This window comes from Streptosporangium sp. NPDC023825 (assembly GCF_040639575.1).
Taxonomy (GTDB): domain Bacteria; phylum Actinomycetota; class Actinomycetes; order Streptosporangiales; family Streptosporangiaceae; genus Streptosporangium.
In genome coordinates, this window is the sequence record NZ_JBFAAE010000013.1 from 24,765 (window position 1) to 37,749 (window position 12,985).

Annotated in this window: 15 protein-coding genes; 11 read left to right on the plus strand and 4 right to left on the minus strand. The window is 70.8% G+C overall.

Annotation, left to right across the window (positions count from 1 at the left end; genetic code table 11):
- Positions 1-45 precede the first annotated feature (45 nt).
- The 9 genes from AB0G15_RS14470 (at position 46) to AB0G15_RS14510 (ending at position 7,924) form a co-directional block, all read left to right on the plus strand.
- On the plus strand, positions 46-768 hold the full coding sequence (locus AB0G15_RS14470; protein WP_362839025.1) for an RNA polymerase sigma factor: 723 nt from the start codon (positions 46-48) through the stop codon (positions 766-768).
- Positions 761-1,618 (plus strand): permease-like cell division protein FtsX, encoded by an 858-nt coding sequence (locus AB0G15_RS14475; RefSeq protein WP_362839027.1) that lies wholly within the window; start codon positions 761-763, stop codon positions 1,616-1,618. The genes AB0G15_RS14470 and AB0G15_RS14475 overlap by 8 nt, the downstream gene beginning before the upstream one ends.
- 162 nt (positions 1,619-1,780) lie before the next feature.
- Positions 1,781-4,087 (plus strand): TIM-barrel domain-containing protein, encoded by a 2,307-nt coding sequence (locus AB0G15_RS14480; RefSeq protein ID WP_362839030.1) that lies wholly within the window; start codon positions 1,781-1,783, stop codon positions 4,085-4,087.
- A gap of 10 nt (positions 4,088-4,097) precedes the next feature.
- The gene (locus tag AB0G15_RS14485; protein WP_362839032.1) at positions 4,098-5,402 is read left to right on the plus strand and encodes an extracellular solute-binding protein; all 1,305 of its coding nucleotides are present in this window, start codon (positions 4,098-4,100) and stop codon (positions 5,400-5,402) included.
- A gap of 86 nt (positions 5,403-5,488) precedes the next feature.
- Positions 5,489-6,373: a sugar ABC transporter permease gene (locus tag AB0G15_RS14490; protein WP_362839035.1), complete on the plus strand. Its 885-nt coding sequence runs from the start codon at positions 5,489-5,491 to the stop codon at positions 6,371-6,373.
- Positions 6,370-7,185: a carbohydrate ABC transporter permease gene (locus tag AB0G15_RS14495; RefSeq protein ID WP_362839037.1), complete on the plus strand. Its 816-nt coding sequence runs from the start codon at positions 6,370-6,372 to the stop codon at positions 7,183-7,185. Before AB0G15_RS14490 ends, AB0G15_RS14495 begins: the two co-directional genes overlap by 4 nt.
- Positions 7,182-7,400: a hypothetical protein gene (locus tag AB0G15_RS14500; RefSeq protein ID WP_362839040.1), complete on the plus strand. Its 219-nt coding sequence runs from the start codon at positions 7,182-7,184 to the stop codon at positions 7,398-7,400. Before AB0G15_RS14495 ends, AB0G15_RS14500 begins: the two co-directional genes overlap by 4 nt.
- Entirely contained in the window at positions 7,397-7,633 is a 237-nt protein-coding gene (locus AB0G15_RS14505) for a zinc ribbon domain-containing protein (protein ID WP_362839309.1), read from the plus strand. Before AB0G15_RS14500 ends, AB0G15_RS14505 begins: the two co-directional genes overlap by 4 nt.
- 72 nt (positions 7,634-7,705) lie before the next feature.
- On the plus strand, positions 7,706-7,924 hold the full coding sequence (locus AB0G15_RS14510) for a hypothetical protein (RefSeq protein WP_362839043.1): 219 nt from the start codon (positions 7,706-7,708) through the stop codon (positions 7,922-7,924).
- Between the two features lie 346 nt (positions 7,925-8,270).
- Here the strand turns inward: AB0G15_RS14510 and AB0G15_RS14515 are convergent, their stop codons facing one another.
- Both AB0G15_RS14515 and AB0G15_RS14520 read right to left on the minus strand, forming a co-directional pair.
- Positions 8,271-8,555, minus strand: coding sequence for a MoaD/ThiS family protein (locus tag AB0G15_RS14515; protein ID WP_362839046.1), 285 nt, complete (start codon positions 8,553-8,555; stop codon positions 8,271-8,273).
- A gap of 8 nt (positions 8,556-8,563) precedes the next feature.
- Positions 8,564-9,679 carry an exo-alpha-sialidase gene (locus tag AB0G15_RS14520; RefSeq protein ID WP_362839048.1) on the minus strand — a complete coding sequence of 372 codons (1,116 nt, stop codon included), beginning with the start codon at positions 9,677-9,679 and terminating at the stop codon, positions 8,564-8,566.
- A gap of 343 nt (positions 9,680-10,022) precedes the next feature.
- Between AB0G15_RS14520 and AB0G15_RS14525 the strand changes: the two genes are divergently transcribed.
- On the plus strand, positions 10,023-10,889 hold the full coding sequence (locus tag AB0G15_RS14525; protein ID WP_362839050.1) for an aldo/keto reductase: 867 nt from the start codon (positions 10,023-10,025) through the stop codon (positions 10,887-10,889).
- A gap of 93 nt (positions 10,890-10,982) precedes the next feature.
- Here AB0G15_RS14525 and AB0G15_RS14530 read toward each other — a convergent pair whose 3' ends face one another.
- Together AB0G15_RS14530 and AB0G15_RS14535 are read right to left on the minus strand one after the other, a co-directional pair.
- Positions 10,983-11,540: a protein-tyrosine phosphatase family protein gene (locus AB0G15_RS14530; protein ID WP_362839053.1), complete on the minus strand. Its 558-nt coding sequence runs from the start codon at positions 11,538-11,540 to the stop codon at positions 10,983-10,985.
- 34 nt (positions 11,541-11,574) lie between these two features.
- Positions 11,575-12,159, minus strand: a complete 585-nt coding sequence (locus tag AB0G15_RS14535) for a CGNR zinc finger domain-containing protein (RefSeq protein ID WP_362839055.1) — start codon at positions 12,157-12,159, stop codon at positions 11,575-11,577.
- A gap of 293 nt (positions 12,160-12,452) precedes the next feature.
- Here AB0G15_RS14535 and AB0G15_RS14540 point away from each other — a divergent pair, with 293 nt between their 5' ends.
- Positions 12,453-12,908 carry an Hsp20/alpha crystallin family protein gene (locus AB0G15_RS14540; protein ID WP_362678897.1) on the plus strand — a complete coding sequence of 152 codons (456 nt, stop codon included), beginning with the start codon at positions 12,453-12,455 and terminating at the stop codon, positions 12,906-12,908.
- The last annotated feature ends 77 nt before the right edge of the window (positions 12,909-12,985 follow it).

Genomic DNA, 12,985 nt, shown 5'->3' on the forward strand with positions numbered 1-12,985 from the left:
GCGGGCAATAACAGCGTCCGTTGCCCCACGAAAGGCATCCTCCATATGAGAGTCAACAGCGATCGTCCCCCTGATCGCGCCCTTCCCGACCTGGTCCTTCCCGCCTCGTTCCACGTGGACGACGTGGACGACGCGGGCGACGCGGGCGACGCGGGCGACCTGGCCCGGGGTGCCGTACCGGGGGAGTTCGCCGTCGCGAGTGACGCCGGCGTGATCCGGCTGTCGCTGCGCGATCCGGAACGGTTCGCCGAGATCTTCCACAGGTACTTCGCCGCGATCCACCGGTACGCCTCCGCGAGGCTGGGCGCCGACGCGGCGGACGACGTCGCGGCGGAGACGTTTCTCGTGGCCTTCCGGCAGCGGGAGCGCTACGACCTGTCCCGTCGTGACGCGCGTGCCTGGCTGTTCGGCATCGCGACCAATCTGATCAGACGGCACCGCAGGGATGAGGTGCGCCTGTACCGAGCCCTGGGACGGGCCCGGGACGCTTCCGCCACCGGCTCGGGCGCGGCGGAGGCGGACTTCGCGGACGCCGACCTCGTCGTCGACGCGCAGCGCCGGCTGGCGGGCGCCCTCGCCGTGCTGAAGGCCGGCGACCGGGAGGCGCTCCTGCTGGTCGCGTACGGCGAGCTCAGCTACGCGGAGGTGTCCGACGCCCTGGGCATTCCCCCGGGGACGGTCGGGTCCCGCCTCAACCGGGCCCGCAGGCGGCTCAGGGAAGTTCTGGACACGGACGTCGCGAGCAAGGGGAGACGACACGATGGATGAGATGGACCTGCTCCGCGACCGGGCCGAGGCCCAGGCCGCTCCCCGGCCCGAGGCCGTCGCCTCCGCGCTCGGCCGTCTCCACGGCGCCGCCCGGGAGGAGTCCGGACACGGCGCAGCCAGGAAGCCCGGGCGGACGGCCCGGCGCCCGATCCGGCTGCCCGGCTCGCGCCGGAGGCCCGTCGCGGCGGGCCCGCCGTCCGCGCCGGGGCGATGGTCCGGCCCGGTCCCGCGCCTCGTGGCCGCGGTCCTCGTCGCGGCCGGCGTCGTCGGGGTGGTGATGACGACGACGATGATCGCGCGGGGGCCCGGCGAGGAGAGGCCGCCCACGCTCGCGGCCGTGGACGGCTGGGAGAGGTGGCGCGAAGGGGATCCCGAGCTCGTGGTGTTCCTCTGCAAGGACGACTCGCCCTTCGTCGGGTGTGGTGGCGGCGGTTTCGCCGTGGAGGACGGCGGCCTGGGTGCTCCGCCGGACCCCATCCTGGGCGGCAGGGCCACCACGTCGCAGGACAAGGCGGTGATCGAGCGGACGCTCGGGGCCATGCCGCAGGTGGAGAGGTTCTCCTTCGCGAGCAGGCAGGAGGCCTACGCCGACCTGCTCCGCCGGGAGCGGGAGCGGTCCGTCCTGGGCTCCACGCAACGGAAGCTGTCCGAAATCCTCGACGAGGAGGACATGACGGAGTCGTACGTCCTGAAGATGAGGCCCGGCACCGACTGGAACGCGGTGATCGAGACGGTCGAGACGTTGCGGGGGGTGTCCAGCGTGCTCAACCGCAAGTGCCTCGTCGAGAACCACCGGGAGCTTGTCGAGAGGGACAGGACCCTGTGTGCTCCCGGTGGTTCCGACGACTGACCGAACCCGTGCCGGCCGGGGGACGCGGCGAACACCGGGCCCGATGACATCGCGGTGCCGGTGGACGCCGCGTCCGGGCCGCGGCAGGTGGGGGCCATTGACCTTTGTTGGTTTGGACGTAAAACTAATTCAGCAAACGGAAGCCCGAGTGCTGGAGTCCCCATGCCTTACCGCCCTCCTCTGGTCGCGCACGAGTACTTCGTCGCCGATCCGCCGGAGCTGCCCGTCCGCTCACACGGCGAGGATGGCCTGTCCGCGCTGATCTCGGCGGAGCCGGTGGCCTCCGACGGGGCCGGGGTGATCCTGAAGGCGGTGACCTCGGCGGAGGAGACGCTCCTGGTCCAGGTGGGTGTGGCGGGCGAGGGGGTGATCCGGGTCAGGCTCGGGCAGGACGCGGACGCACGGACCAGGTCGGCCGCCGCGATCTCCATGGTCACCCCGGGTGAGTTCGCCGGAGCGCGGGTGGAGAGCCGCGACGGGACGATCCTGCTGGACGCGGGCTCGCTCCGCGCGGAGATCACCTTGGCGCCCTGGCACCTGAGGTTCACCGACGCGAGCGGGGCGCCGCTGCTGGAGCAGGACCGGGGGCACACCGACATCAGCGGCCGGTTGCGCACGCTGCCGTTCGGCCGCTCCAGCGCGGACGGCGCGGTGGCCGGCTACCACGAGAGCTTCGCCGCCCCCGCCGACGAGGCGTTCGGCGGGTTCGGCGAGTCGTTCACCCGGCTCGACAAGCGCGGCCAGCGGCCGGTGATGTGGAACTTCGACGCGTTCGGCGCCGAGTCGCAGCGGGCGTACAAGAACATCCCGTTCTACCTGTCCAGCAGGGGTTACGGGGTACTGGTGGACAGCGGGACACCGGTGGAGTTCGACGTGTGCCAGTCCACGCACAGCTGCGTGCAGATCGTGGTCCCCGACGACCTGATCGACTACTACGTGATCGCCGGGCCCACCCCGCCGGAGGTACTCGGCCGGTACGACCTGCTGACCTGCCGCCCGCTGCTCCCGCCGAAGTGGGCGTTCGGCACCTGGATCTCCTCGGGGTTCTTCGTCGACACCCAGGAGCGGGTGATGGCCAGGGCGCGGCGGATCCGCGAGCGGGGGATCCCGTGCGACGTGCTCCACCTGGACACGTACTGGCAGACGGACGGGCACTGGTCGGACATGCGCTGGGACGCGGAGGGCTTTCCCGACCCGGCGGGGATGCTGGCCGAGCTGGACGCGATGGGCTTCAAGGTCTGCCTGTGGATGAACCCGTACGTCTCCCACCTCAGCCCGGCCTTCCCGCAAGCGGCCGAAAGCGGATACTTCCTCAAAAAGCCAGATGGCGAGGTCTACGTGGCCGACTGCTGGCACGGCTCCTACCCGGCCTGCGGCATCGTCGACTTCACCAACCCCGCCGCCACCGAGTGGTTCAAGGGGCTGCTCCGCCCGCTGCTGGAGCAGGGCGTCCAGGTCTTCAAGACCGACTTCGCCGAGGGGGTGCCGCGCGACGCGGTCGCGGCCAACGGCATGTCGGGCACCGACCTGCACAACGTCTACACGCTGCTGTTCAACGACGCCGTCTCCGAGGTGACCCGGGAGATCGCCGGGCACGGCATGGTGTGGGCGCGCTCGTCGTTCCTCGGCGGGCAGCGGCACTCGGCGCAGTGGAGCGGCGACACCTACACCAGCTACGCCGCGATGGGCAGCACGCTGCGCGGCGGGCTGGCGCACGGCCTGTCCGGCGTCCCGTTCTGGAGCCACGACGCGGGCGGGTTCACCGGCCGGCCCACCGACGACCTGTACGTCAGGTGGACCCAGTTCGGCGCGCTCTCCCCGCTGCTGCGCCTGCACGGCACCACCAGCCGGGAGCCGTGGGAGTTCCCCGAGGTCGAGGCGGAGGCGGTCGAGGCGCTGAGACTGCGCTACCGGCTCATGCCGTACATCTACACGGCGGCCGTCGAGGCCGCCAGGACCGGGGCGCCGATGATGCGGGCGCTGTGCGTCGACCACCCGGACGACCCGGTGGCCTGGCAGGCCGACCTGCAGTATCTCCTCGGCCGCGACCTGCTGGTGGCGCCGATGACCTCGCCGGAGCAGGTCAGGAAGGTCTACCTGCCGCGGGGGGAGTGGGTGGACCACTGGACGGGCGAGATCCTGCCCGGCGGCCGGTACGTCACGGTCGCCCCGCCGCTGGACCGCGTCCCGCTCTTCGCCCGGCGCGGCGCGATCGTCCCCGTCCTCGCCGACCCGGGCGGGACCGTCGGGGACGGGCCGTTCGGGGAGATCACCCTGGTCGCGTACGGCGTCGGGGCCGGTAGCGGCACCGGGGAGAGGAGCACGGTCGTCTCCGACATCGACGGGGACACCACGATCACCGCGGTCCCCGAGGGAGAGGGCCTGCGGATGGCCGTCTCGGGGAGCGCGCGGATCGCGGGCGTCGAGCTGGTGGGCCCGGGTGTCCCGATCGTCATCACCACCATCTAGGAGAAGAACCATGCTCAACCTCAAGGCGGGTGTCGCCCTGGTGGCCGCGCTCGCGGTGCTCGTCGCCTGCGGCGGCACCGAGAAGGCGGCGGAGACGCCCGCCGCGGACGGTCCCCGCGTCCTGAAGCTCTGGTACTACGAGGGCGCCGACAGCGCGATGGGCAAGGCCTGGACCGAGGCCGTCAAGCGGTTCCAGGCCACGCACCCCGGCGTGACGGTGAAGTTCGAGGAGAAGGCGTTCGAGCAGATCCGCCAGTCGGCGGGGATGATCCTCAACTCGGACGAGGTCCCCGACGTGATGGAGTACAACAAGGGCAACGCCTCGGCCGGCCTGCTGTCGAAGCAGGGCCTGCTCACCGACCTCACCCCGGAGGTGACCGAGCGGGGCTGGGACAAGCTGCTCAGCCCCTCCATCCAGACGACCGCGCGATACGACGAGCGCGGCGTCATGGGCGCGGGCAAGTGGTACGGCGTCCCCAACTACGCCGAGTACGTGATGGTCTACTACAACAAGGACGCGTTCGAGAAGGCGGGCGTGAAGGTGCCTGCGACCTTCGAGGAGTTCACCGCCGCGCTCGACACGTTCGCCAAGGCCGGGACCACCCCCCTCGCCGTCGGCGGCGCCGAGTACCCCGCGCAGCAGATCTTCTACCAGCTCGCGCTGAGCAAGGCGCAGCGGCCGTGGGTGGACGCCTTCCAGCTCTACAAGGGCAAGGTCGACTTCAAGGGCCCGGAGTTCAAGTACGCGGCCGACACCCTCGCCGACTGGGTGAAGAAGGGCTACATCGGCAAGGACTCCGCCGGCATCAAGGCCGAGGACATGGGCGTGTCCTTCATCGGCGGCAAGTACCCGATCATGGTCACGGGCAGCTGGTGGTACGGCCGCCTCGCGAGCGAGATCAAGGACTTCGAGTGGGGCTCGTTCCTGTGGCCGGGCAACACGATGAGCGCCGGGTCCAGCGGCAACATGTGGGTCGTCCCGGAGAACGCGAAGAACAAGGACCTGGCCTACGACTTCATCGACATCACGATGAGCAAGGACATCCAGAACCTGCTCGGCAACTCCGGCGGCATCCCGGTGGCCGCGGACACCGCCGCGATCACCGACGGGAAGAGCAAGGAGCTGATCGAGAACTTCAACACGCTCTCGACCTCCGACGGGCTGGCCTTCTACCCCGACTGGCCGGCGCCCGGCTACTACGACGTGCTCGTGTCGGGCGTGCAGAACATCATCAACGGTACCAAGACCTCCGACCAGGTCCTGGACGAGATCGCCGCGCCGTACGAGGAGAACCTCGCCGACCTCGGCAACTGACCCCCCCTCGCGCCCCGTGCCGTGACGCCGTCATGTCAGGTCACGGCCCGGGGCGTACGTACGGAGAGACAGAGAGGAGACCTCCGATGCAGAGGTCTCGCGACCGCGGGTACTGGATTTTTCTGCTGCCGAGCACCGTGCTGTTCGTCGCGGTCGTCGCGGTGCCGTTCCTGATGAACGTCGGGATCGGGTTCACCCGGTGGCAGGGGATCGGCGACCCGCGGTGGATCGGGCTGGACAACTACGCGAGGCTCGTGGCCGACGCGCGGTTCTGGACCTCCTTCCGCAACAACGTCGCGCTGATCGTCGCGATGGCGATCGTCCCCACGCTCATCGGCCTGCTCCTCGCGGCGACCCTGTTCGACCACGTGAGCAGGAGGTTCGGCCCCCGGGCCGCCGGGGCGCTGCGGGCCGCGTACTACCTGCCGCAGGTGCTGCCGGTCGCGGTCGCCGGGATCGTCTGGGGCTGGATCATGCACCCGCGCTACGGGGCGCTCAACGAGTTGCTCGGGGTGCTGGGGATGGAGCCGAGGAACTGGCTCGGCGACCCGGCCTGGGCGCTGCCGAGCGTGATGGCGATCATGGTGTGGTTCCAGATCGGCTACCCGGTCGTCATCTTCATGGCCGGGCTGCAGCGGGTCGACCCCGCCCTGTACGAGGCCGCCGAGATGGACGGCGCGTCGTGGTGGCGCAGGTTCTGGCACATCACGATCCCGCAGATCCGGCCGGAGATCTACGTGGTCCTGCTCACCTGCACGATCGCCGCGCTCAAGGTCTTCGGGCCGATCTTCGTGCTGACCAGGGGCGGGCCGGGCGGGGCCACGCTCGTGCCGTCCTACTTCAGCTACCAGAACTTCTTCGAGAAGGCCAACGTCGGGTACGGCGCGGCGATCGCCACCGTGCTCACCCTCGTGATCATCGCGGTGACGGTGTTCTTCCTGCGGATCCAGGACCGGGACAGGGAAACATGATCCGGAAATACTCGGTGCTGGTCTCGCTGGTCGTGCTGGCCGTCGTGATGCTGGTGCCGTTCGCCATCGTCACGCTCAACGCGCTGAAGTCCCCGGCCGACTACTCCTCGGGCGGGCCCCTCGGCCTGCCCTCGGAGCTCTACCTCGACGGGATCGTCGAGTTCTGGAACCGGGTCGACTTCGGCGGCAAGCTCTGGAACAGCCTGCTGATCAGCGGCTCGGTCGCGGTGCTCGCCACGGTGCTGTCGGTGCTCAACGCCTACGCGCTCGGCATCGGCAGGGTGCGCGGCCGGATGTGGATCCTCGTCCTCTTCCTGGTCGCCCACACGCTGCCGCAGGAGGCGCTGGTCTACCCCCTGTACTACCTGGCCAAGCAGGTCGGCCTCTACGACACCCGGCTCGGGGTGATCATCATCTTCACGGTCATCCAGAGCGCCTTCGGGACGTACCTGCTCGCCTCGGTGCTCGGCCGCTTCCCGCGCGAGATCCTGGAGGCCGCGGCCCTCGACGGAGCGGGGAAGTGGCGGGCCCTGTGGCAGGTCGTCGTGCCGATCAGCAGGCCGACGCTGAGCGTGCTGCTCGTCTTCTTCTTCATCTGGACCTGGAACGAGTTCTTCCTGCCGCTGGTCTTCCTCATCTCCAACGAGAACCAGACCGTCCCGGTCGCGCTGGGCGTCCTGCAGGGCGACAAGATGATGGACGCGACGATGTCCAGCGCCTCGGCGCTGCTCGGCATCCTCCCGGCCGTCGTCTTCTTCCTCATCTTCCAGCGCACGCTGACCCGCGGCGTGACCGTCGGCGCCGTCAAGTGACCCCTCTCGACATTCCTCGGCACTCCCTCGACGCCGTACGCCGCTCGGGGGCGGACGTCGTCCCGAACAGGAAGATCACCAAGGACGTGGTCGACGGTCCCGCGTACTGGAGGCTGTCCCGGCGGACCCTGGCCGAGGCGGCGGTGCCACTGAAGAACTCCGGGAGGAGGCTGCCGTTCCGTCCCTCGCAGAAGGTCGCGGCGGGCTGGTGGTGAAGGTCCCCGCCCCGGGCACGTCGCAGACCTGCCACCGGTGCGGGCCCCGCGACCCCACCTCCCGTGTCGGCACCCGGTTCTCGTGCGCCAGCCTCGCGTGCGGGTGGAGCGGCCACGCCGACACCAACGCCGCGATCATCAACATTCGCAACGCCGCAGGAACTGTGGTGTCAGGACGTGGAGACCTCGGGGCTGCCCGGTCTGCGAAGCGTCAACCCCCGCGCGCCGCCTGACCGCCACGCGACGGGAGAATCCCCCGGCCCTCAAGCCGAGGAGGAGTTCAAACCCACCAGCACGCGTCCCGGGTGGAGCAACCGGTCAGGCAGCTGCGCGGCTTCCGGCGGGTGAGCCTGTCTCCCGGACTCCGTTTTCCGGCCGATCTGTTTTCACGGTCCGTGCCCGATGGCTTTTCCGATGACCGCCGGGCGGCGATCCCGAGCCGTGTCCTGGGGACGAGCAGTGCCGTGGCCCGGCCGACGTTGCGCTGCTTCGGGTCGACCGGGGTGCGGTGCTCGGCCTCGTAGCGGCGGAACGCCCCCGCGCGGTCGTCCGGGTCACGAGCGCGCTGCAGGTGCTGCTCGAGGACCCCGACCGGACGAGGGACCCGGTCGAGGTGCAGGCGGGTGACCGACGTGGCGCTCACCCCGTGGCTGCGTGCGCCGGCCGAGCGGCCGGACCACCCGCCGCGCGATACGGCCTGAGCCGTTCGCGTGCGGCCGGACGGTGCGCGCGTCCGGGGGAGCGGCGGTGTGGTCTGGGTTGTTCGCGTGCGGCCGGACGATGCGCGTCGGCGAGGGCGGCGGTGCGGCCCAGCCGTTCGCGAGCGGCCCGACACCCCGTCGCCCGGGCCGCTCGTCCCCGTTCGGGGGGCTACCCGCCCGCCATCGCCCCCACGACCATGAACGGCTCGGCCCCCGTCGCGACCGGCTCGGGCAACGGGGTGTCGGGCGGCTCGTGGGACAGGTCCTGCTCGCAGGCGAAGAACCGCACGAACGGGCGGCGCCGCTGCGTGGTGTGATCGCGGATCGTGCCGCGCAGCATCGGGTAGCGGTCCTCGAGCGCGTCGAGGACCGAGCGCTGCGTGGCCTGCCCCCGAACGTGGAGCTCCACCTCGCCCTCGACGCTCGCGAGGTTGCGCAGATGTGCCGGAAGCACCACGCGGATCATGGCAGCGTCTGGACTTCGACGGACAGCACGGCCGGAAGGTCCCGGGCGATGGGCGCCCAGCTGTCGCCGGCGTCGGCCGAGGCGTACACCTGCCCGCCGGTGGTGCCGAAGTAGACGCCGCACGAATCCAGCGTGTCGACGGCCATCGCGTCCCGCAGCACGTTGACGTAGCAGTGGCTCTGAGGCAGCCCCCTGGTGAGCGGCTCCCACTCGTTTCCGCCCGTCCGGCTGCGGTACACCCGGAGCTTCCCCTCCGGCGGGTAGTGCTCCGAGTCGCTCTTGATCGGCACGACGTAGACGGTGTCCGGCTCGTGCGCGTGCACGGCGATCGGGAAACCGAAGTCGCTGGGCAGGTCACCGCTGATCTCGTACCACGAATCGCCGGCGTCGTCGCTGCGCATGACGTCCCAGTGCTTCTGCATGAAGAGCACCTCGGGACGCGACGGGTGCATCGCGATGTGGTGGACGCAGTGGCCGACCTCGGCGTCCTGGTCGGGGATGCCCTCGGACCGCAGGCCGCGGTTCGCGGGCTGCCAGCTCTTGCCGGAGTCCTCCGTCCTGAACACGCCCGCCGCCGAGATCGCCACGGTGATGCGGGCGGGATCGCGCGGGTCGGGAACGATCGTGTGCAGGCACATCCCCCCGGCACCCGGCTGCCAGGAGGGCCCGGAGGGATGCTCGCGCAGCCCGGGCAGCTCCTGCCAGCTCTGCCCGCCGTCCACCGTGCGGAACAGGGCGGCGTCCTCGACCCCGGCGTACACCGTGTCCGGGTCGGTCGGTGACGGCTCCAGATGCCAGACCCGGGCGAACTCCCACGGGTGCGGCGTACCGTCGTACCACTGGTGGGTGCCGGGGACACCGTCGTACTGGAACCGGTTGCCGACCGCCTCCCACGTCGCGCCGCCGTCGTCGGACCGCTGGATCACCTGCCCGAACCAGCCGCCGGACTGCGACATGTAGAGGCGGGACGGGTCTGCGGGAGATCCGGCGACGTGATAGATCTCCCAGCCCCCGAAGTGGGGACCGCTGATGTCCCACCGCTCGCGCCTGCCGTCCGACGTGAGGATGAACGCGCCCTTGCGCGTGCCAACCAGCACCCGTACACCACTCATCGGCGTTCCTTTCCGAGCCGGTGCCGATCTGGCTCGACACTGCGGCCACGCTCCTGATCGTCCGACCGGGCTCGGAGCCGATTTCGTTCGCGACATGTCCGCCACGGCCGTGGCCACCGACGCTACGACAGCCCACCGACAAAATCGCCGCACGCCGCGGCCGTGCGGAAATCCGATTTTCGCGAGTGACGTCATGTGATTCCACACGGCCCGCCCCCACCCGGGTCGCTTTGCGAGTACATGTCGCAAGGTTTACGCGTATGGGCCTCGGATGGGGAATCGGCCCCGTCGCCGTGCTGTTTCGAATCATGAACGTCAGGCCGAGTCCTTTGGGAGGACAACCATGACGACCACGACTCGTCCCGCGGAGGCGTCGGGCCAGTTCGCCATCGGGGGAGATCTCACCGTCAACCGCCTGGGTTACGGGACGATGCAGCTCACCGGCGAGGGCGTGTGGGGGGATCCGCGCGACCCCGAGGAGGCGGTCCGCGTCCTGCGCAGGGCCGTCGAGCTCGGGGTGAACTTCTTCGACACCGCCGACTCCTACGGCCCGTTCGTCGCCGAGCTGCTCATCAAGAAGGCGCTGCACCCCTACGCCGACGACCTGGTCATCGCGACCAAGGCGGGGTTCACCCGGCAGGGTCCCGGGCTCTGGACGCCGGTGGGCCGCCCCGAGTACCTGCGCCAGCAGGTCGAGCTGAGCCTGCGCCATCTGGGCGTCGAGCGGATCGACCTGTTGCAGCTGCACCGCATCGACCCGGCCGTCCCCGTCGCCGACCAGGTCGGGGAGCTCGCGCTGATGCAGCGGGAGGGCAAGATCCGGCACATCGGCCTCAGCGAGGTCAGCGTCGAGGACGTCGAGGAGGCGGGCAGGTCCGCGACGATCGTCTCGGTGCAGAACCTCTACAACCTCGCGCACCGCGACGCCGAGCCCCTGCTCGAGTACTCCGAGGCCAACGACATCGCCTTCATCCCCTGGTTCCCGCTCGCCACCGGCGAACTCGCGGCGGAGGGCGGCCCGCTCGCCGCGGCGGCCAAGGAACACGGCGCCACCCCGTCGCAGCTCGCGCTGGCATGGCTGCTGCGCCGTTCCCCGGTGATGCTGCCCATCCCCGGTACCTCGACGGTCGCCCATCTGGAGGACAACGTCGCCGCCGCGACCGTCCAGCTGACCGACACCGAGTTCGACGCCCTGACCAGGGCGGCCTGAGGGAAGACGGGCCGTCACGGGGGCCTCGCGGGAGTCCGGGAGAGCGCCCGTCGAGGCCGTGGACGCTCGATTCCGCGCCGGCCGCGATGCGGCTCAGCGCGATGTGCCGGCACCGTGGTCGCGCGGATCCGAGCGAGAGGACGGCGGGAAGCGCAGTACCCAGCGGCGCTGCCACGGGGTCTCGACGGCCCGGGGGTGGTGGTGCTCGCGCGCCCAGGCGACGGCGTCGGCCGGGGCCAGGCCGGCCAGGACGGCGAGGCAGGCGACGACCGTGCCGGTGCGTCCGACGCCGCCCCCGCAGGCGACCTCCACCGCGGTGCCCGCCCGAGCCCGCTCGTGCAGCGCGCGGATTCGCCGCACGGCCAGATCGTGGTCGCGGGGCAGCAAGAAGTCGGGCCACCGGATCCACTCGTGCGGCCACCGCAGCTCGCTCTCCCGGCGACGGCGGAGCCGGTCGGAACCGAGGTACAGGCCGAAGCCGGGCAGCGGCCCTTCCGGCGGCGGACGCCGCAGGCCGCGGCCGCGGATCCAGGAGCCGTCCGGCAGCTGGACGGCGCCCACGAGCGGCGGCCCGCTCACCGGTCCGCCGGCCGGGCCGCTCGCCGGCTCGCCGGCCGGGCCGGTCACCGCGTCGTCCCTGGGGTCCTGCATCGTGTTCTCCCTGTCTCTTACTGGGCGGTGTCTCTCACCGGACGCTGCCAAGTCGATGCCGTGCGCGGTGATTGGCGACATTGAGCCGGTTGCCGCACCGGTCGGGCATGCAGTAGACGCGGCGTCCTCCGCGGCTGGTGTCGACGAACACGCCGCGGCAGCCCGGGGCGACACAGGCGCGGAACCGGCCGTGGCCGAGGGCGCGGACGGCGCCGAGCAGCCCGACACCGATGAGCGCGGCCAACTCCTCGGCGAGCGACGCGCCCGGCGCGGTCGGGACGTACCACTGCCACCGCCCGCCGGGATCGCGGCCCAGCGCCGGGCTGAGACCGGCCCGCCCGGCCAGCACGGCGGCGCCCGCGACGGCCTGGTCCTCCGTCTCGGTCTCCACGACGCCACGCGCCTCCCGGCGCAGCAGGTGGACCTCGCGGACGTCGTCGCCGGTCGGCGGCCGCCCGTCGGCCAGGGCGTCGAGCCGCAGTCCGTGCTCCGCGAGGAAGCGCGTCAACGCCTCCGGGGTCGGCAGGGCGTCCCCGGCCGTCTGCACGGTGGGAGAGGTGTTGGCCAGGTCGCCGGCCACGGTCGCCCCCACCACGTAGCCGGCGATAGCGATCCGCATGTCCCGCCACCTTCCATGTAACTGATAAAATGAAAATATACCCCTTACGTCTTGGCGAAGTCACGGGTCGCGCCCGAGCCGGAGCGGAGTCTCCCTCGCCGCCCCCTCGCCCGTGAAGCTCGCCGGCGCCGGGATCCGTCCCGCCCGGCGCCGCGACCCATGTCAGAGGAAGCCTGGAAATTTTTCGTGAGGCTACTTGCGAACTCTCATGTCGATAACCTATAACTGAACTAAGAGGTTTCCGAGCAGGCAGGCTTGAGGATACCTGCCAGTCCAAACGGAGGTGGTTACCGATGCTGCTGACGTCGATCGACCCGTTCATCCAGGAGTTCGACCGCCAGTTCGACCGGCTCGCGCGTCAGGCTCTGGGCTCCGGCGAGAGTGCCGCCCGTGGGGCCATGCCGCTGGACGGTGTGCGGCGCAAGGACGACGTCCTCCTGAAGTTCGACCTCCCGGGCATCGACCCCGACACCATCGAGGTGACCGTCGACCGCGGGGTGCTCTCGGTGAGCGCCGGTCGCGAGGAGGAGTACGGCGAGGAGGACCGCCTGTTCGTCCGGGAGCGTCCGATGGGCACCTTCACCCGACGCGTCTACCTGTCCGAGCACCTCGACAGCGACAAGATCGACGCCGCCTACTCCAACGGCGTCCTGGCGGTACGCATCCCGGTCATCGAGCGGGCCAAGCCTCGCAAGGTCGAGATCCAGAAGGCCGAGAACACGTCCGACCAGAGGTCCATCAAGGCGTGAGGCCCAGGATCTGACCGACGAGCCTCCTCGGGGTGGGTGCCGGGTTCCGGCGCCCACCCCCGCGCGTTTCCCACCCC

Coding starts and splice junctions, on each gene's coding strand:
- AB0G15_RS14485 (WP_362839032.1), top strand. CDS start 4,098: ATGCTCAACCTCAAGGCGGGTGTCGCCCTGGTGGCCGCGCTCGCGGTG.
- AB0G15_RS14520 (WP_362839048.1), bottom strand. CDS start 9,679: ATGAGTGGTGTACGGGTGCTGGTTGGCACGCGCAAGGGCGCGTTCATC.
- AB0G15_RS14480 (WP_362839030.1), top strand. CDS start 1,781: ATGCCTTACCGCCCTCCTCTGGTCGCGCACGAGTACTTCGTCGCCGAT.
- AB0G15_RS14490 (WP_362839035.1), top strand. CDS start 5,489: ATGCAGAGGTCTCGCGACCGCGGGTACTGGATTTTTCTGCTGCCGAGC.
- AB0G15_RS14470 (WP_362839025.1), top strand. CDS start 46: ATGAGAGTCAACAGCGATCGTCCCCCTGATCGCGCCCTTCCCGACCTG.
- AB0G15_RS14535 (WP_362839055.1), bottom strand. CDS start 12,159: ATGCGGATCGCTATCGCCGGCTACGTGGTGGGGGCGACCGTGGCCGGC.
- AB0G15_RS14495 (WP_362839037.1), top strand. CDS start 6,370: ATGATCCGGAAATACTCGGTGCTGGTCTCGCTGGTCGTGCTGGCCGTC.
- AB0G15_RS14525 (WP_362839050.1), top strand. CDS start 10,023: ATGACGACCACGACTCGTCCCGCGGAGGCGTCGGGCCAGTTCGCCATC.
- AB0G15_RS14540 (WP_362678897.1), top strand. CDS start 12,453: ATGCTGCTGACGTCGATCGACCCGTTCATCCAGGAGTTCGACCGCCAG.
- AB0G15_RS14530 (WP_362839053.1), bottom strand. CDS start 11,540: ATGCAGGACCCCAGGGACGACGCGGTGACCGGCCCGGCCGGCGAGCCG.
- AB0G15_RS14475 (WP_362839027.1), top strand. CDS start 761: ATGGATGAGATGGACCTGCTCCGCGACCGGGCCGAGGCCCAGGCCGCT.